Source organism: Formosa sp. L2A11 (assembly GCF_009796865.1).
GTDB lineage: Bacteria > Bacteroidota > Bacteroidia > Flavobacteriales > Flavobacteriaceae > Formosa.
Window position 1 is genome coordinate 123,485 of record NZ_CP047028.1, and the last position, 17,535, is coordinate 141,019.

Consider the following 17,535-nt stretch of genomic DNA (forward strand, 5'->3'; position numbering starts at 1 on the left):
TTAACCTTATTATTATGGAAAATAAGAAAACAATTATAGTTGTTGGTGGTGGTTTTGCCGGTTTAGAATTCATTAATCAATTAAAACAAGCACATCAATACAAAATTATTTTAGTAGACTTAAACAATTATAATTTTTTCCCTCCTCTACTCTATCAAGTTGCCGCAGGTTTTATGGAACCTTCTGCTATTAGTTATCCGTTTAGAAAAATTTTAAGAAAGCATGACAATGTAAAATTCTACATGGGTGAATTACAAAAGGTAGTTCCGGAGGAAAACAAAATTATTTTAAGTAACGGAGAATTAAGTTACGACATTTTAGTTATGGCTTCTGGTGCCAGAAAGTAATTTCTTTGGCAACAAGAATATTGAAAAAAATAGTTTGCCAATGAAAACTATTTCTGATGCTTTAGCCTTACGTAATGTAATATTTACACGTCTAGAGCGCGCTACAAGGATACAAGACCCTGAAAGGAGAAAAACGTTACTATCGTTTGTTATTGCAGGAGCTGGCCCAACAGGAGTTGAGCTTTCTGGATTATTTTCTGAAATGCGTTCGCATATCTTAGAAAAAGATTATCCTGAGTTAAACACTTGCGATTTAGGTAACATTTACCTTATAGACGGACAAGATGCTGTACTGGCCGCAATGTCTAAAAAAACGCAAGGTTACACATACGAAAACTTAAAAAAATATGGTGTAGTTATAAAACTAAACACCTTTGTTAAGGATTTTAAAGATGATGTGGTTACGCTTTCAGACAATACAGAAATACATTCTAGAAACTTAATTTGGGCTGCAGGAATTTCTGCTAGAACATTTGAAGGTTTTAAAGAAGAAAATTACGGTCGCGGAAAACGATTAAAAACAGATGTAAATAATTTAGTAGAAGGATATAAAAATATTTATGCTATTGGAGATACATCTATTGTTATGGGAGATAAAGACTATCCTGGAGGTCACCCACAATTAGCACAAGTAGCAATTCAGCAAGCTAAATCTTTAGGTAAAAACTTAAAGAATAACACTTCAGAGCCCTTTAAATATACAGATAAAGGTTCTATGGCTATTATAGGTAGTAACAAAGCCGTAACAGACGGACCAGATCATAAATTCTTTTTAAAAGGATTTATAGCTTGGTGTGTATGGATTTTTGTACATATTATGTCTCTAGTTAATTTTAGAAACAGAATGCGTGCATTTTATGATTGGATGGGATATTACATTAATAAAGATCAATCTTTTAGAATGATTATTAGACCAAAAGAGAAAAACAAAAATTAATAACAAGACTTACAAAAGGCTTATAAAAACCAAATCCTACTTGATAACGTATCAAGTAGGATTAAATTATTAACTTAACTAAACCATTATTTCTTAACCTATATAGAAATAAAAGTGCTCTTAATGACATAGTTCTAATGTGAAGATTCTGCTATTAATCTCAATCTATAAAGATTTATGTCACTCTTATTATTATATACGCACAAATAACTGTCTTGGATTACGACTTATAAAAAATAATTATATTTTTTTCGCTTCTTCCCAAAACACATCCATTTCTGCAAGTGTCATATCCTTTAATGATTTGTTAATTAAAGCTGCTTGAACTTCTAAATATTCAAATCTTTTTTTAAACTTTTTATTGGTACGCTCTAAAGCATTTTCAGGATTAATCTTCAAGAAACGTGCATAATTAACAAGAGAGAACAAGACATCTCCAAATTCATTTTCCATTTCTTTTTGGTCGCCTTTATCTATTTCTACTTTTAATTCTGCCAGTTCTTCTTCTACTTTATCCCAAACTTGATGTGGTTCTTCCCAATCAAAACCAACTCCAGATACTTTTTCTTGAATTCGGCTAGCTTTTACTAAAGCAGGTAAACTATTTGGTACACCTTCTAGCACACTTTTATTTCCTTCTTTTAGTTTTAAGTTTTCCCAATTCCGTTTTACATCTTCTTCATTTTCTACTTTAACATCGCCATAAATATGAGGATGTCTGTGTATTAATTTTTCGCAAATTCCATTACAAACATCAGCAACATCAAAAGCTTCTTTTTCACTTCCTATTTTAGAATAAAAAACAATGTGTAATAGTACGTCTCCTAATTCCTTTCTAACTTCTTGTAAATCGTTATCTAAAATAGCATCGCCAAGCTCATACGTCTCCTCAATAGTTAAAGGACGTAACGTTTCCATGGTTTGTTTCTTATCCCACGGACATTGTTCTCGTAATTCGTCCATTATTGTTAATAATCTATCGAAAGCCTGAAGTTGTTGAGCACGTGTATTCATAATATTTTTAAATAAAATTATTTAGATTAGTTAAAGGTAATAAAAACAAAAGTCCGACTCTAGGTCGGACTTTAATATATTATATGAAGTTATAATTTATTCTTTTTCAGAAACAGCTTCTTCATTTACTTCTTCACTTTGCTCTTCAGATTCTGCTGTAAAATCTAAAAGATCATTTTTTTGAAGTAAATTATACCATTGTATTACTTTTTTAATGTCGCTTGGGTAAACACGATCTTCATCATATTCTGGTAAGATTTCGAAAAAGTACTCTTCTAATTTATCTTTACTGTCTTTATGACTAATACTTGAAGGGCCGTTACTCTCTTTATTAGCAATAGTTTCAAGTATTGTTTTTAAAGGCACTTCTTCTGTTAATGTATAAATAGCAATTTCGCTTAATACACTTACGTTATGATTCATTGTTACAGAAAGTCTTTTATTATCTAATAAAGATTCTGCAATAAATCCGTTTCGTGTTTGCATGATTAATTTATATAATCCTGGTTTTCCTGAAATAGCTAATACTTTATCTAAGCTCATAATTTATTTTTTAAAAGATGGCAAATATCTTGTGTTTGTATGTGTTATACAAATATTATCGTCTCTTTTTTTGCTTTGGGAAACGCATTTTGTAATCTACTCTAATTTTTCCTTTCGAAATATTATCTAAACGTCCTTTTATTAAACGTTTTTTTAATGTAGACAATTTTTCTGTAAACAAAATACCATCTATATGGTCATATTCATGCTGAATAACACGCGCCATAAGTCCGTCGTATGTTTCAACATGCTTTACAAAATTCTCGTCTAGGTATTCAATTTTAATAGAAGGTTTTCTAAATACATCTTCACGAACGTCTGGAATACTTAAACATCCCTCGTTAAAGGCCCATTCATCTCCTTCTTCTTCTATAATTTGTGCATTAATAAATACTTTCTTAAACCCATCTAAAGCTTTTTTCTCAGCTTCAGATAAATCGTCATCTTCTGCAAAAGGTGTAGTATCTAGAACAAATAAACGAATCTGTAAGCCAACTTGTGGCGCAGCAAGTCCTACCCCAAATGCATTATACATAGTTTCGAACATATTATCCAAAAGCTCGTTTAACTTCGGATATTCTGCATCAATATCTTCTCCTACTTTTTTTAATACGGGATCGCCATAAGCGACAATTGGTAAAATCATTTTTGTGCGTTGTAAAATTTGAAATACAAAAATACAACTCTTACCGTTAATAGCCTATAATATTAAATATCCTTTAAGATAGTGTTTTAAATTTTAAGAGCATTTTAGTGTTAGCAAGCCGCTATATCTCTTATTACAGTGAAAAAATTTAGAGAACATTTAATCTTAGAATTTACAATACTATTGATTAAATCTCGGTGTCTGTTTACTGTTTTTAGGGATTTGTTTTCTTTTACAAGAAAGGAATTAGAAAATAAAAGTTGTACATCTTCTATTTCTGTTGGAATTTTATTCTTTTTTTTAAAATCGATATTCTTAGCACTTAGCGGTAAAGCCGAAAAGCCTAAGACGATTATAAAAAAAAATAACTTATTATAGTTCATAGCATTAACTAATTTGAAACAAATATAGAGTCTAAAGGTCTGTTATTGTGAAAAATTTAGTTGAAGGCCATTTAAATACCGTTAAGTCGCTAAAAATTAACGAAAACAGGCTAAAATGTAGACTTATTTTGACGCCAAATAACTTTGTAATATTAATGTCGCACTAATTTCGTCTACTAGTGCTTTATTTTTACGTTGCTTTTTTTTCAATCCACTATCAATCATAGATTGAAAGGCCATTTTAGAAGTAAAACGTTCGTCTACACGTGCAACAGGTATTTGCGGGATGGCTTTAAGTAATTTTTGTAGAAAAGGTATAATTAAAGCTTCACTCTCTGAAGCTGTAGCATCCATTTGCTTAGGTTCTCCTACAACAAAAAGCTCAACATTTTCCTTAGAAATATAGTCTTTTAAAAACGGAATTAGCTCTTTTGTACTAACTGTAGTTAATCCAGAAGCTATCATTTGAAATTCATCGGTTATTGCAATTCCTGTCCTTACCTTTCCAAAATCTATCGCTAAAACACGTGCCATTCTTTATTTTTTTAAGCAAAGTTAGTGTTAAGAATTAAAAGTATAATAGATTCTATCTATAAAGATTTAGGTTTTTTTTATGTTTTCAGTTTCAATGAGATAAATTATAAAAGTATATTTGATAAATTTTAAAGATTAACAATGGAAGAATTACAATCTATCATAGAACAAGCTTGGGAAAACAGAGCTTTATTATCAGAAGAAAAGACAACAAAAGCGATTAGAAAAGTAGTTGCTCTCTTAGATGCCGGAGAATTACGTGTTGCAGAACCAACCGAAAATGGATGGCAAGTAAACGAATGGGTAAAGAAAGGTGTTGTACTTTATTTCCCTATTCAAAAAATGGAAACCATAGAATGTGGACCTTTAGAATTTCACGATAAAATTCCATTAAAAACAGGTTACGCAGAAAAAGGAGTTCGCGTTGTACCTCATGCAGTTGCTAGACATGGTGCTTACATTGCTTCGGGTGCTATATTAATGCCTAGTTATGTAAATATTGGTGCATACGTAGATGCTGGTACAATGGTAGATACTTGGGCTACCGTTGGTAGTTGTGCACAAATTGGTAAAAATGTTCACCTTTCTGGTGGTGTTGGTATTGGTGGTGTTTTAGAACCTTTACAAGCTTCTCCTGTTATTATTGAAGATAATGTTTTTGTTGGCTCTCGCTGTATAGTGGTAGAAGGTGTTCATGTAGAAACCGAAGCTGTTTTAGGTGCTAATGTTGTACTTACAATGAGTACTAAAATTATAGATGTTACCGGAGATACGCCAGTAGAAACTAAAGGTCGTGTTCCTGCACGTTCTGTAGTTATTCCTGGAAGTTATACTAAAAAATTCCCTGCTGGAGAATTTCAAGTACCTTGTGCTTTAATTATAGGTAAACGTAAAGAAAGTACAAATAAGAAAACCTCTTTAAACGATGCACTTCGCGATAACAATGTAGCTGTTTAATGTAATTATAAAAATTGTATTTTATAAAGAACCAGATTATTAAAATCTCAAATCAAAAAAGATTTGAGATTTTTTTTTTGATATCTTTGCACCCTTGAAATAAAATCCTTTTTAAGTCATATTTCTTTTACAAAAAGAATAATTATAACTTCTTCATAAATAATTAATTACTCCTAAGTTTACGTTGTAAAACAATTATTTAACAGATACACGAAGCACTGATTTTTTTTATGTATCTAAAAAAAGAGATCTTATTTCACGTATAAATAATAAAACTTTGGCAATAAATAATATACAACACCCTATAGATGCAGTAATTTTATGGGTAGATGGAAACGACAAAAACCATCAAGAAAAAATGTCTCAATACTTAGAGAAGACAGTTAACATTAATTCTACTAAAATAAGAACAAGATACGATCAGGTAAATGAAATTAAATTTACTGTAGATTCTATTTTAAAATACGCATCGTACATTAGGAATATTTATATCATTACAGATAACCAAACTCCTGATTTTTTAAAATTAAACACAACTAACCTTTACAAATCAGTAACTATTATAGACCATAAAACAATTTTTAATGGTTATGAAGAGTTTTTACCTACTTTTAATAGTATTTCGATAGAAACCTTAATGTTTAGAATTCCTAAATTAGCAGAACACTTTATCTACCTTAACGATGATTTTTTTCTAATAAATAAAACAGAGCCTACAGATTTTTTCAAGGAAGGCTTTCCCGTATTAAGAGGAAAATGGATAAACCTTGATAAAAATATTTTTTATAAAAAATTTATAAAACCTAGAAATGGACACAAAGCGGCTCAACAAAGAGCTGCACAAATGGTTGGTTTCAATAAATATTACAACTTTAAACATACACCTCACCCTTTTAGAAAATCGACATTCGAAACCTATTTAAAAAACAATGAACGTGTTTTTGTAAAAAATATTGATTATAAATTTAGAAGCAATGATCAATTTTTACTTCAAAGTTTAATTAATCATTTAGAAATAAAAAACAAGACTTGTATATTAAAAAAGAACTTACAATTAAAGTACTTCAGATCTTACAAGAAACCTTTACTTTGGTATAAATTCAAATTAAATCTAGAACACCCTAAAAAATTATTTTTAGGCTTACAAAGTTTAGATAGATGCCCTCAAAATAAGCTCGATTACATTATAGAATGGTTAGAAAATAGAATTGGATAATATATAAGAGTGTAACCTAACTTGTAAAATACTTTTTAGACCTTAAAATTTTAAGCAATAAGTATCATAATTTCTTTTTTAATTCCATTAGAAGTCCATATTGATTTAGAATCTCTTGTATATTTTCTAATGGCTTTATTTTTAGCGATAGATTCTTCAGTTTTATAACCTCTTTTATGGTCTAAATGTAAACAAACGGCACTATACCGTATTTGTTTAGACTTAATTCCGTAGTTAAATAAACGCTCGCCTAATTCTCTATCTTGGCCTCCGTATTGCATACGTTCATCAAAACCATTAACAGCTATAATATCGTCTTTCCACCCCGAAGAATTATGTCCGTTCCAACTTGTTTTTGTTGGTGTTACAGTATTTAAGAGTTCAGATTTAAACCCTTTCGCATTCAATTTATTATTTTTAAAAGAAGATTTTAAACCTTGTTTTTTAAGCCATTTTATTTTAAAACAAGACCCCGTGATTATATGTTTTTCTTTAATTTTTTTTGAAATCCCCATAGTCAACTTAAAATAGCCTCCAGATAAAAAATAACCCCGTTGTTTATATTTTGCATGCACTTCTAGAAAGTCTAATCTAGGAATGCAATCGCCATCACTCATTACAATATATTCGGCATCACAAGCAAGTATGGCTTTATTTAATATTTTAGATTTCTGGAATCCATCATCTTCTTGCCAAATATGAATTAATTGTAAACTCGTAGTCTTTTTAAACCTGTTTATTAAATCTTTGGTACTTGATTTAGAACCATCATCGGCAATTACAATTTCAAAATCTTTAAACGATTGAAGATTATAACCCCATAACACTTTTTCTAACCAAGCTTCTGCATTGTAAGTACTTATTATTACTGACATTTCGGGCATAAACAATTTCTTTAAGTTAAACACTAATCCAAAATCAAATTATATAAAGAACACCGTATTCTAAAAAAATAAGCTTAAACAATTTGTTATCTTTGCGTAACAATGTTATTAACATGAAGGCAAAACTTTATAAAAGAATTAATAACCGTATTGGTTTATTTTTCAACTCTCCTGTAAAAAGTGGAGAACATAAAAAATTTGTTTTTATACATATTGCAAAAACTGGAAGTACTAGTATTATTAGTATTACAGGGAAGGCACACCGCAAGCATTTAACAGTAAAGGAGGTTATTAAATACATTGGACAAAAAAAATGGGATCGTGTTTATAAATTTGCAGTTGTAAGAAATCCTTGGGCTAAGGTTGTATCTCAATATAAATTCAGAACAAAAACTAATAAATCTAATATGAAAGATACCCCAATATCCTTTAAAGATTGGGTAACAAAAGTTTTTGTAGAACAAGACGCATTTTATTATGGAAAAAGACCTTTATTATTTGCTCCGCAAGTATTTTGGCTTAAAAATAATAAAGAAGACATAGATTTAGATCGTATTCTGCATTTTGAGAATTTAAATGAAGAATTTAAGGCCGTTGCAAATACCATTGGGATAAACCCAGATTTACCACATCTTAATTCGACTAAACCAAATCATTACAAGGAGTATTATGATGAAGAAACAAAAAACATCGTTGCATCTTGGTTTACAGAAGATCTATAAACTTTTAATTATAAATTTTAAAGCACTTAATCAGTACATAGATGTCATATAATTTTTTAATATATATATCATATAGCTACGCTGTTCCTATTGGTAAGCCTTTAGAAAAAGAAATTAACAGACGTGGCCATACAGTATTCTGGTATAGTGATTTAGAAGACGGAAAAAAAGCACTAAAAGAAAAGAATAATCTTTTTATAGATATAAAAGATGTTGTAAAATATAAACCAGATATTGTATTAACGGCTACAAATGATGTTCCTGATTTTATTTCAGGGTTAAAAGTTCAAATATTTCATGGATTTAATGCTGAAAAAAGACCTGAAAAGAAAAATACATTTACACACTTTAGAATTCGTGGATTTTTCGATTTATACTGCACACAAGGACCAACAACTACCAAAGGCTTTTTAGAGCAACAGAAAAAAAACAACCATTTTGAAGTCATTGAAACAGGATGGAGTAAAGTAGATCCTATATTTCCATTATCCCAAATGGCACAAAGTACTCCTCCAGTGGTTATGATTGCAACAACATTTACAGAACGTTTAAGTTTAGCCTATAACGATGCTGTTTATAATGAAATTGAAAGACTCTCGACACATGGCATTTTTAATTTTATAATGGTATTACATCCAAAATTACCAGATGCTATTAAAAAGAAATGGAAAAAGCTGAATGGAGAATATTTTACATATCATGACACCACAGATTTAATTCCGCTTTTTAAAATTTCTGATATAATGTTTTCGGACACAACATCTGCAATTCAAGAATTTTTAATTCAAAAGAAACCTGTTGTTACATTTAACCATACTTTTAATCATAATTATTTAATTAACATTACAGATGCCGAAGCTATAGAACCAAGCATTAATTCAGCATTAACAAAACCTAAAACATTAATAGATAATATTAATACACTCGTTAATAATATACACCCTTATTTTGATGGCAAATCGAGTATGCGTATTATTGATGCTAGTATTTCTTTCTTACATAAAGACAAGAGTTACTTAAAAAACAAGCCCCTAAACCTAATAAGGAAATATAAAATAAGAAAACGTTTAGGTTATTTTACCCTAAAAAGTTTCAACACTCATTACACTATACCTACAAAAAATGACTAAAATCACAGCTATTATCCCCACAGGAAATGAAATTCATAATATAGATGCTGTTATTAAATCTGTAGATTTTGCAGATGAAATATTAATCGTTGATAGTTTAAGTACCGACGGTACTTTTGAAAAAGCACAAGAACTTGCAACTAAAGTTATCCGTCGCGAATACGAATATTCTGCGTCTCAAAAAAACTGGGCCATTCCGCAAGCAAAACACGAATGGATTTTATTAGTAGATGCAGACGAACGTGTAACTCCCGAATTAAAAACAGAAATTCTTGAGACGCTAAAATCTCCAGAACATGTTGCCTATTGGATTGGTAGAATGAACCACTTTATGGGAGAACGTGTACATTATAGTGGCTGGAAAAACGATAAAGTAATTCGTTTATTTAAACGCGATTTATGTAAATATGAAGACAAACATGTACATGCAGAGATAAAAGTAAACGGATCTATAGGAAAATTAGATCATAAATTTTACCACAATACCTATATCACCTTCGATAAGTATTTAGAAAAAATGAATCGTTATGCGTGGTGGCAAGCTAAAGATTACGACAAGAAAACAGGAAAATTAACGCCCTATCATTTTGTAATAAAACCGTTTTGGGGGTTCTTTAAACACTATATTATACAAGCAGGGTTTAGAGATGGTCTAGTAGGTTTTACCATTAGTAATCTACAAGCTTACGTTATTTTTATGCGTTATTTAAAAGTATGGTTATTAAGAAAAGGAAGAGAATAGACTTAGTTTTTCCAGAATCTTAGTTTCTTTTTCAAGGCTTTCTTCTGTTTAGATTTATCTTGAAATGCTTCCGTTTCTGTCCACATTAAAGAAAAGATCGCATTAAAATCTTCACCAGAAACTTTAGCATATTCATCGCTCATGGTTTCTACTATAGATTTATGAACCGTTAATCTCGAAAAGTTTTTAATGCGCTCTTCAAAAGACATGGGTTTAAATTCCATTCTATTTAAATCGACTAAATAAAAAGTATAATCAGCACCTTCTTTTTTAATCAATGTATTTCCGGGAGAATGATCTAAAAACTTAACATTACTCTCATGAAGTTTGTAAGTAAATCGTGTAAAAGCTCGTAAAACAGCTTCATGATCTGGATAATTTAAATCGCGTGTAAGTTCTCTATACGTTAAATCACAATCTAATTGAGCACTTATATAGTAACTCTTTTTAAACAAAAAAGGAGTAGAAAACTCGTAATAAGCAATAGGTTCTGGAGTATTAATTCCTAAACTTTTAAGCTTAGACGCATACTCGTAAGAACGTTGTGCTTTACTTTCTCTGAAAAATTTGTAAGCAATTTGATTAACTATATTGGGAACTTTAAAAGACTTAATATTAAAAGTCTCTGCTTCTAACTTAAATAATTTTAAAGAGTTTCTTTTTTGGTTACCAAAGTCCTCCCCTTTTGTATCAAAATTCACGATACAATCTGTTAAAAATTCTTGAGAGTTTAAATAGTTCTTATTTACTACATATTTCATAGCGCAAAATTACAATTACTTTTTTGCTTTTAACAACAATTGATTCTTATTTAAAATTGTTTTGGTTACTTTGTATTATAAAAATTACTTGTAATTAAAGTCATGAACACAGAAATAAAAAATGCAGTAGCCGTTCTTAAAGAAGGAGGCCTTATTCTATACCCAACAGATACCGTTTGGGGAATTGGTTGCGACGCCACTAATGCAGAAGCTGTAGATAGAATATTTAAACTAAAAAAACGTCAAGACAGTAAAGCACTAATTTGCTTGGTTGCAGACGATAGAATGCTAAAAAAATACGTAAAAGAAATACCTGAAGCCGCTTTTAGTATTTTCGATATTCATGAAGAACCTATTACAATTATATACGACCAACCTCAAAATTTGGCTCCTAATTTAATTGCAGAAGACAATACTATAGCTATTCGAATTCCAGACGACGAGTTCTGTTTTCAACTCTCACGAAAATTAAACGGTGCTATTGTCTCTACCTCAGCAAATATAAGCGGTTACTTTACACCAAAATCATTTAAAGAAATCGCTCCCGATATTTTAAAAGGTGTAGACTATGTCGTAAATTTGCACCACGAAAAAAAGAACACAAAACCATCGTCTATTATTAAGTTAAGCAACAGTGGTATTGTAAAAGTTATACGAGAGTAACGTCTAAAATTTCAGACACCAAGCCTCTAACTATTATATGTTAGAATTTTGGATTTGAAAATTGGAATTGAATACATGAATTACAAAGCAGCATTACAGAACCCCATATTTAAAATAATTTCGCAATCGGCTAAAGAATTGCATTTAGACAGCTACGTTATTGGTGGTTTTGTACGCGACTTTATATTAGATCGTGGTACAGCTAAAGACATCGATATTGTTGCCATTGGTAGCGGAATCGAGTTAGCCAGGCAAGTCGCAAAAAACTTACCTAACAAACCTAAAGTTCAAGTTTTTAAAACGTATGGCACAGCCATGTTACGTTATAACGATGTTGAAATAGAATTTGTTGGTGCTAGAAAAGAATCTTATAACGAAGATAGCAGAAATCCTATTGTTGAAGATGGAACACTTGAAGACGACCAAAACCGTCGTGATTTCACAATAAATGCTTTAGCTCTAGATTTAGACCAAGACCGTTTCGGAAATCTTTTAGATCCGTTTAATGGAATTCACGATTTAGAACATAAAATAATTCGTACACCGCTTAATCCAGATATTACATACAGCGACGATCCTTTACGAATGATGCGTGCCATAAGATTTGCAACACAATTAAATTTTATAATTGAAACCGAATCTTTAAATGCCATTACAAGAAATAGCGATCGTTTAAAAATTATTACTAAAGAACGAATTGTTGTAGAGTTAAATAAAATTTTAGAAAGTAGAGTGCCATCTATAGGTTTTTTACTTTTAGAACAAACCAAACTACTTTACTATATTCTTCCTGAAATTACGGCCTTAAAAGGAATAGACGAAGTTGAAGGACAAAAACACAAAGACAACTTTTATCACACTTTAGAAGTGGTAGATAATATTTCTGAGAACACAGATAATCTTTGGTTACGTTGGGCAGCATTACTGCATGACATAGGAAAAGCACCAACAAAAAAGTTTAGTAAAAAAGTAGGTTGGACATTTCACGGACATGAATTTGAAGGTTCTAAAATGGCTTTTCATTTATTTAAGCGTTTAAAAATGCCTTTAAATGATAAGATGAAGTTTGTTCAAAAAATGATATTTATGAGTTCCAGACCCATTGTCTTAGCTCAAGATATTGTAACAGATTCTGCTGTAAGACGCTTAATTTTTGATGCAGGAAATGCTGTTGAAGATTTAATGACATTATGCGAAGCAGATATTACAACCAAGAACCCGAAGAAATTTAAAAAATATCACAATAATTTTAAAATCGTAAGAGATAAAATTGTTGAAGTTGAAGCTCGCGATCATGTACGTAATTTTCAGCCACCAATTTCAGGTGAAGAAATTATGGAAACGTTCAATTTAAAACCGTCTAAAGAAATAGGTATCATTAAAGATGTTATTAAAGAAGCCATTTTAGAAGGCGAAATACCTAACGAATACGAAGCTGCTTTTCAATTAATGCTGAAAAAAGGTGAAAAATTAGGGTTAAAAGTTTCAAAAGAATAAGTTTCTAGAACATAAAAACAAACACAGTAAGCATAATTATAACCTTTTGGGCATGAAGACTAAAGACAACAAAAATGTAATATACTGGTTATTTACCGGGTGCTTTTTAATTTTTATTATGGTTATTGTTGGTGGTATTACACGCCTAACAGACTCCGGACTTTCAATTTCTAATTACAAACTTATTACAGGAACCATTCCTCCTATTGGAGATCTAGAATGGAAAGAGGCTTTTAAATTATACCAACAACACCCCGAATTTAAACAATACAATTCGCACTTTACAATAAGCGATTTTAAAAGTATTTACTTTTGGGAATGGCTACACCGTCTTATTGGGCGCGTAATTGGCTTAGTCTTTTTCTTCCCTTTTATGTACTTTTTAATTACAAAACAACTCAAAAAGTCGACTATAAAAAAATGTATTGTACTACTTTGTTTGGGTGCTTTTCAAGGTTTTTTAGGTTGGTATATGGTTAAAAGCGGATTGGTAGACATGCCAGATGTAAGTCACTTTAGACTAGCAGCACATTTAACAGCTGCATTTTTAACTTTTGCAGCAACACTTTGGGTTGCCTTAGATTTAATATTTACAGAGAAAAAAGTAGTAAATACTAAATATAGAAATCTTATTATTGGTACTTATATTGCATTATTAATTCAGATAATCTATGGTGCTTTTATAGCTGGCTTAAAAGCTGGATTACTACACAATCACTGGCCTCTAATGAACGATGGTAAATTTATACATCCAAGTGTATATGCTTATAATTCGTTTCTTGGCAACATTCTAGAAAACCCTAGTGGCATTCAATTTGTACATCGTATAATGGCTATTGTAGTAGTCTCTTTAATTGTAGCCTTATGGTATAAATCTAAAAAATTACAATTAACTAGTAATCAGAAAAAGGCTGTAAATGCATTACTTATTTTAGTATGCTTTCAGTTTTGTTTAGGTGTTTTTACACTTATTTTATACGTTCCCGTATGGCTAGGAGTTATGCATCAAGTAGGTGCTTTTTTCTTATTAACAGCCATGACATTTATGCTACATCGTTTTAGCAAGTAATCATAAAAATAGTATATTTGCCCATTAATTTTTCAGTATGATTTATAGATTTAGAGTAGTCTTAGACAACGACACAGAAGAGGATGTTTTTCGCGATTTAGAAATTCGAAAAGATGACACCTTAGAAGATTTACATAACATTATTACTCAAGCTTTTGGTTTTGACGGTAATGAAATGGCCTCTTTTTATAAAAGTGATGACGAGTGGAATCAAGGTGAAGAATTTTCTTTATTCGATTTAAGCGACGGACAAGACTCTGTTAGTTTAATGAATAAAATTACTCTAGATAGTATTTTAAATAGTACCGAAACTAAATTAATTTATGTTTACGATTTCTTCAACATGTGGACATTCTTTGTTGAGCTTGCTGAAATTGCAGAAATAGACGAAGGCGTAGATTACCCAAACTTAATGTTTGTTCATGGTCAAATCCCAGACGAAGTTCCTGAAAGAAACTTTGAAGCAGAAGATGACCTTGATGAGTTCGATGAATTTGAAGATGATCTTGATTTAGAGGATTACGACAATTTAGATTTCGACGAAAACTGGAACTAATTACATTAACTTTTTCATATTTACATCTTCATAATTACGTTTTATGAAGTCTAAACTATGCTTTAAAAGTTCTCCCATTGTTTCGCTATGTCTAAAATTCATATCTAACGTATAGTTGTAAATCACAGAGCGTAACTGCTCAAGATTTTCTTTTGTAGATAAGGTATCATTCATCATACAATAAATCAATTTTTTAAGGCGCTTATTATAACTTATAACACGTTTTGCTATAATAGAGCGCTCTTCAATTTTGTATTGATCTATAGAGGCGTCACTAATTTTTTCCTTCACCAATTTAACCATATCATGGTTTTCTTTAAAAAACTGAGGGCGATAAATATTAAACTTTCCTTCGTAACATTGCTGATCGAAATCTATAGCACGTACTTTATATACAATCTGATCGAAATCGTGGGTGGGAATTACTACATAATTATAAGAACGCATATCGCCTAATAAACGAATCATACAACGCTCATTAAACTTTACAAACTCTTTTGCAATTTGTGATTTTTCTGTTGGCGTACAATCTGGCAACATATCTTTTATAAATACGTCTCCAGGTATTCCTGCAATATGCTCTTCAATTAAAGTGTCTTTATAAACTAAAAAGTTAAGACTATTTGGAGATAGCATGTGCTCTAGCTCTAAACCATAAACACGAGAAGCATCTGCCTTTTTTATATAAAAATGAGTATAGTTATCATTTAAAATATTACGGACTTTAATACGAAATGGTTGCGAGTTTCCAAAAGTGCAGAAGTCTATAGTATCTACACTTAAAAACTGAAAAATCTTTTCATTACCATCAGACACCAAATTAGAATATACCCGTTTTAAAGCTAAATCTATTTCTGCACGTTCATGATCGTTATAATACACACGAAGCCAAAGCGTATCCTCATCGTCTTTATCATAGACTGTAATAGCACCTTGAAAACGCAATAAATCATCGTAAAAAATAGGCAACTCAAAATTTCTATTATATTCAGACAGATAATGATCTAACTTTTTAGTAATAGGAAATGAAGGTTTCTTTTTTGATATTTTTAAATCGTCCATAAATACAAAATTAATCAATTTTACGCTTTATTATAGTAGCTTGTAACAAATTTAATAGATATTCGTCTTACTAATATAACCACAAAACGATCCATTTTGGCAGGCATACTCACAATTCAGAATCTTACAAAAAAATTTGGTCCACTTACCGCTGTAAATAATCTTTCCTTTACCATAGAAAAAGGTAATGTTTATGGCATTCTAGGACCTAACGGAAGTGGAAAATCTACAACTTTAGGTATTGTTTTAAATGTTGTAAATAAAACATCAGGCGAGTTTAGCTGGTTTGGTGGTACTATTTCTACACACGAGGCATTAAAAAAAGTTGGAGCGATTATAGAGCGTCCCAATTTCTATCCGTACATGACTGCCTACCAAAACTTAAAATTAGTTTGTAAAATTAAAGGGATAGATTTTAGTAAAATTGAAGAAAAATTAGAAGTTGTTGGTCTGTTAGATAGAAAACACAGCAAATTCCAAACCTTTTCTTTAGGTATGAAACAACGTTTAGCTATTGCTTCGGCATTATTAAACGATCCTGAAATATTAATTTTAGACGAACCTACTAACGGATTAGATCCGCAAGGAATTCATCAAATTAGAGAAATTATAAGACAAATTGCACACAATGGAACAACAATTTTATTGGCTTCGCATTTATTAGATGAAGTTGAAAAAGTGTGTTCTCATGTCGTTGTACTGCGTAAAGGCGTAAAACTATATGCTGGCCGTGTAGATGAAATGATTGCTAGTCATGGTTTTTTTGAATTAAAATCTGATAACGAAACAGCTTTAAAAACATTTTTAGAAACAAATGATGCCTTCGGAACAATTACAGAAGAGCATGGTGTTTTAAAAGTCCTTTTAAATGAACCTTTAGAAGCCTTAGAATTAAATAAAATTTTGTTTGAAAAAGGAATTTTTCTATCACATTTAGTTAAACGTAAACAAAGTTTAGAAGAACAATTTTTACAATTAACAGATAACCAATAAGCCAAAAATCAAAATCATGTTAAGACTTTTAAATTTAGAATTACAAAAACTTCTACTTAATCGCGCCAGTAAAGTATTGATTTTTATTTCATTTATTTTACCTTTTACCGTATTAATATTATCATCTATAAAAATAAACTTCTTCGGCTTATTTACTTTAGAATTAGGCGAATTAGGCATCTTTAATTTTCCTATTATTTGGCACATCACCACCTTCTTTGCTTCACAATTTAAATTTTTCTTTGCCATTGTTGTGGTAAGTATGATAGGAAACGAATACAGTAACAAAACCATAAAACAAAACCTAATTGATGGGTTAAGTAAAAAAGAATTTATCTTATCTAAGTTCTATACCATTGTATTTTTCTCACTTATAGCAACCGTATTAATTGGCGTTGCTACATTATGCATTGGCTTATATTATTCAAGCTACACCGAATTAAGTATCATATTTAGAGAGACCAGCTTTTTACTTGCTTACTTTGTAAAACTTGTAGGCTTTTTTAGTTTGTGTTTATTTTTAGCCATGTTGGTTAAGCGTTCTGCTTTTGCTTTAGGAGCTCTTTTTGTTTTATATATAACAGAATGGATTGGTTTCGGAATTATAGCATGGCAAGCCGGTACTGATGTTGCAGAAAAGATTCAAGGTTTTTTCCCTTTAAAATCTATGTACAATCTTATAAAACAACCTTTCCAACGTGTAATGATGACTAAATTCCCTGATAAAACAGAAATGGTTTACGACTATGCGGTACATAGTACAGATATTCTTATTGTTTTAGTTTGGACTGCAATTTTTATATTTTTATCTCATAAATTATTAATGAAAAGAGATTTATAATATATTAGAGGAATACTAATAGCCAAGCTTCCTCTAAT

General features: G+C 30.5%; 18 protein-coding genes and 1 pseudogene. 12 read left to right on the forward strand and 7 right to left on the reverse strand.

Translation table 11 applies throughout. The features are described from left to right. Window positions 1-14: 14 nt before the first annotated feature. A pseudogene (locus tag GQR95_RS00530) lies at window positions 15-1,284 on the forward strand (NAD(P)/FAD-dependent oxidoreductase). 240 nt (window positions 1,285-1,524) lie between these two features. Here GQR95_RS00530 and mazG read toward each other — a convergent pair. The 4 genes from mazG to ruvX all read right to left on the reverse strand — a co-directional run bounded on the left by mazG (window position 1,525) and on the right by ruvX (window position 4,404). After that, window positions 1,525-2,298 carry a nucleoside triphosphate pyrophosphohydrolase gene (gene mazG, locus GQR95_RS00535; protein ID WP_159021313.1) on the reverse strand — a complete coding sequence of 258 codons (774 nt, stop codon included), beginning with the start codon at window positions 2,296-2,298 and terminating at the stop codon, window positions 1,525-1,527. Window positions 2,299-2,394: 96 nt separating this feature from the next. Then, window positions 2,395-2,841, reverse strand: a complete 447-nt coding sequence (locus tag GQR95_RS00540) for a DUF5606 domain-containing protein (protein WP_159021314.1) — start codon at window positions 2,839-2,841, stop codon at window positions 2,395-2,397. 55 nt (window positions 2,842-2,896) lie between these two features. Continuing rightward, on the reverse strand, window positions 2,897-3,487 hold the full coding sequence (gene def, locus GQR95_RS00545) for a peptide deformylase (RefSeq protein ID WP_159021315.1): 591 nt from the start codon (window positions 3,485-3,487) through the stop codon (window positions 2,897-2,899). Between the two features lie 506 nt (window positions 3,488-3,993). Continuing rightward, window positions 3,994-4,404, reverse strand: a complete 411-nt coding sequence (gene ruvX / locus GQR95_RS00550; protein ID WP_159021316.1) for a Holliday junction resolvase RuvX — start codon at window positions 4,402-4,404, stop codon at window positions 3,994-3,996. 141 nt (window positions 4,405-4,545) lie between these two features. Here ruvX and GQR95_RS00555 point away from each other — a divergent pair, with 141 nt between their 5' ends. Both GQR95_RS00555 and GQR95_RS00560 read left to right on the forward strand, forming a co-directional pair. Further along, on the forward strand, window positions 4,546-5,361 hold the full coding sequence (locus GQR95_RS00555) for a 2,3,4,5-tetrahydropyridine-2,6-dicarboxylate N-succinyltransferase (protein WP_159021317.1): 816 nt from the start codon (window positions 4,546-4,548) through the stop codon (window positions 5,359-5,361). A 277-nt stretch (window positions 5,362-5,638) separates the two neighbouring features. Then, window positions 5,639-6,577 carry a Stealth CR1 domain-containing protein gene (locus GQR95_RS00560; protein ID WP_233265964.1) on the forward strand — a complete coding sequence of 313 codons (939 nt, stop codon included), beginning with the start codon at window positions 5,639-5,641 and terminating at the stop codon, window positions 6,575-6,577. A gap of 50 nt (window positions 6,578-6,627) precedes the next feature. On the opposite strand, the gene GQR95_RS00565 is transcribed toward GQR95_RS00560, so the two are convergent. Continuing rightward, the gene (locus GQR95_RS00565; protein WP_159021318.1) at window positions 6,628-7,461 is read right to left on the reverse strand and encodes a glycosyltransferase family 2 protein; all 834 of its coding nucleotides are present in this window, start codon (window positions 7,459-7,461) and stop codon (window positions 6,628-6,630) included. 113 nt (window positions 7,462-7,574) lie between these two features. Here GQR95_RS00565 and GQR95_RS00570 point away from each other — a divergent pair, with 113 nt between their 5' ends. From GQR95_RS00570 to GQR95_RS00580, 3 genes are read left to right on the forward strand one after another with little or no spacing between them, the layout of a single operon-like run. Then, a complete protein-coding gene (locus tag GQR95_RS00570; RefSeq protein ID WP_159021319.1) occupies window positions 7,575-8,183 on the forward strand; it encodes a sulfotransferase family 2 domain-containing protein in 609 nt (202 codons plus the stop codon). A gap of 41 nt (window positions 8,184-8,224) precedes the next feature. After that, window positions 8,225-9,313, forward strand: coding sequence for a CDP-glycerol glycerophosphotransferase family protein (locus GQR95_RS00575; protein WP_159021320.1), 1,089 nt, complete (start codon window positions 8,225-8,227; stop codon window positions 9,311-9,313). Continuing rightward, window positions 9,306-10,055 (forward strand): glycosyltransferase family 2 protein, encoded by a 750-nt coding sequence (locus GQR95_RS00580; protein ID WP_159021321.1) that lies wholly within the window; start codon window positions 9,306-9,308, stop codon window positions 10,053-10,055. The genes GQR95_RS00575 and GQR95_RS00580 overlap by 8 nt, the downstream gene beginning before the upstream one ends. A 2-nt stretch (window positions 10,056-10,057) precedes the next feature. Here the strand turns inward: GQR95_RS00580 and GQR95_RS00585 are convergent, their stop codons facing one another. Continuing rightward, a complete protein-coding gene (locus GQR95_RS00585; RefSeq protein WP_159021322.1) occupies window positions 10,058-10,816 on the reverse strand; it encodes a lipopolysaccharide kinase InaA family protein in 759 nt (252 codons plus the stop codon). A 102-nt stretch (window positions 10,817-10,918) separates the two neighbouring features. Here GQR95_RS00585 and GQR95_RS00590 point away from each other — a divergent pair, with 102 nt between their 5' ends. The 4 genes from GQR95_RS00590 (at window position 10,919) to GQR95_RS00605 (ending at window position 14,601) form a co-directional block, all read left to right on the forward strand. Further along, window positions 10,919-11,479, forward strand: a complete 561-nt coding sequence (locus GQR95_RS00590) for an L-threonylcarbamoyladenylate synthase (RefSeq protein WP_159021323.1) — start codon at window positions 10,919-10,921, stop codon at window positions 11,477-11,479. A 75-nt stretch (window positions 11,480-11,554) separates the two neighbouring features. Then, window positions 11,555-12,976, forward strand: a complete 1,422-nt coding sequence (locus GQR95_RS00595; protein ID WP_159024191.1) for a CCA tRNA nucleotidyltransferase — start codon at window positions 11,555-11,557, stop codon at window positions 12,974-12,976. Between the two features lie 52 nt (window positions 12,977-13,028). Continuing rightward, on the forward strand, window positions 13,029-14,045 hold the full coding sequence (locus GQR95_RS00600; protein WP_159021324.1) for a COX15/CtaA family protein: 1,017 nt from the start codon (window positions 13,029-13,031) through the stop codon (window positions 14,043-14,045). A gap of 37 nt (window positions 14,046-14,082) precedes the next feature. Next, entirely contained in the window at window positions 14,083-14,601 is a 519-nt protein-coding gene (locus GQR95_RS00605; RefSeq protein WP_159021325.1) for a hypothetical protein, read from the forward strand. On the opposite strand, the gene GQR95_RS00610 is transcribed toward GQR95_RS00605, so the two are convergent. Next, window positions 14,602-15,663, reverse strand: coding sequence for a hypothetical protein (locus tag GQR95_RS00610; RefSeq protein ID WP_159021326.1), 1,062 nt, complete (start codon window positions 15,661-15,663; stop codon window positions 14,602-14,604). 96 nt (window positions 15,664-15,759) lie between these two features. Here GQR95_RS00610 and GQR95_RS00615 point away from each other — a divergent pair, with 96 nt between their 5' ends. Both GQR95_RS00615 and GQR95_RS00620 read left to right on the forward strand, forming a co-directional pair. Beyond that, window positions 15,760-16,656 carry an ABC transporter ATP-binding protein gene (locus GQR95_RS00615; RefSeq protein ID WP_159021327.1) on the forward strand — a complete coding sequence of 299 codons (897 nt, stop codon included), beginning with the start codon at window positions 15,760-15,762 and terminating at the stop codon, window positions 16,654-16,656. 16 nt (window positions 16,657-16,672) lie between these two features. Then, window positions 16,673-17,497 carry an ABC transporter permease gene (locus tag GQR95_RS00620; RefSeq protein ID WP_159021328.1) on the forward strand — a complete coding sequence of 275 codons (825 nt, stop codon included), beginning with the start codon at window positions 16,673-16,675 and terminating at the stop codon, window positions 17,495-17,497. The last annotated feature ends 38 nt before the right edge of the window (window positions 17,498-17,535 follow it).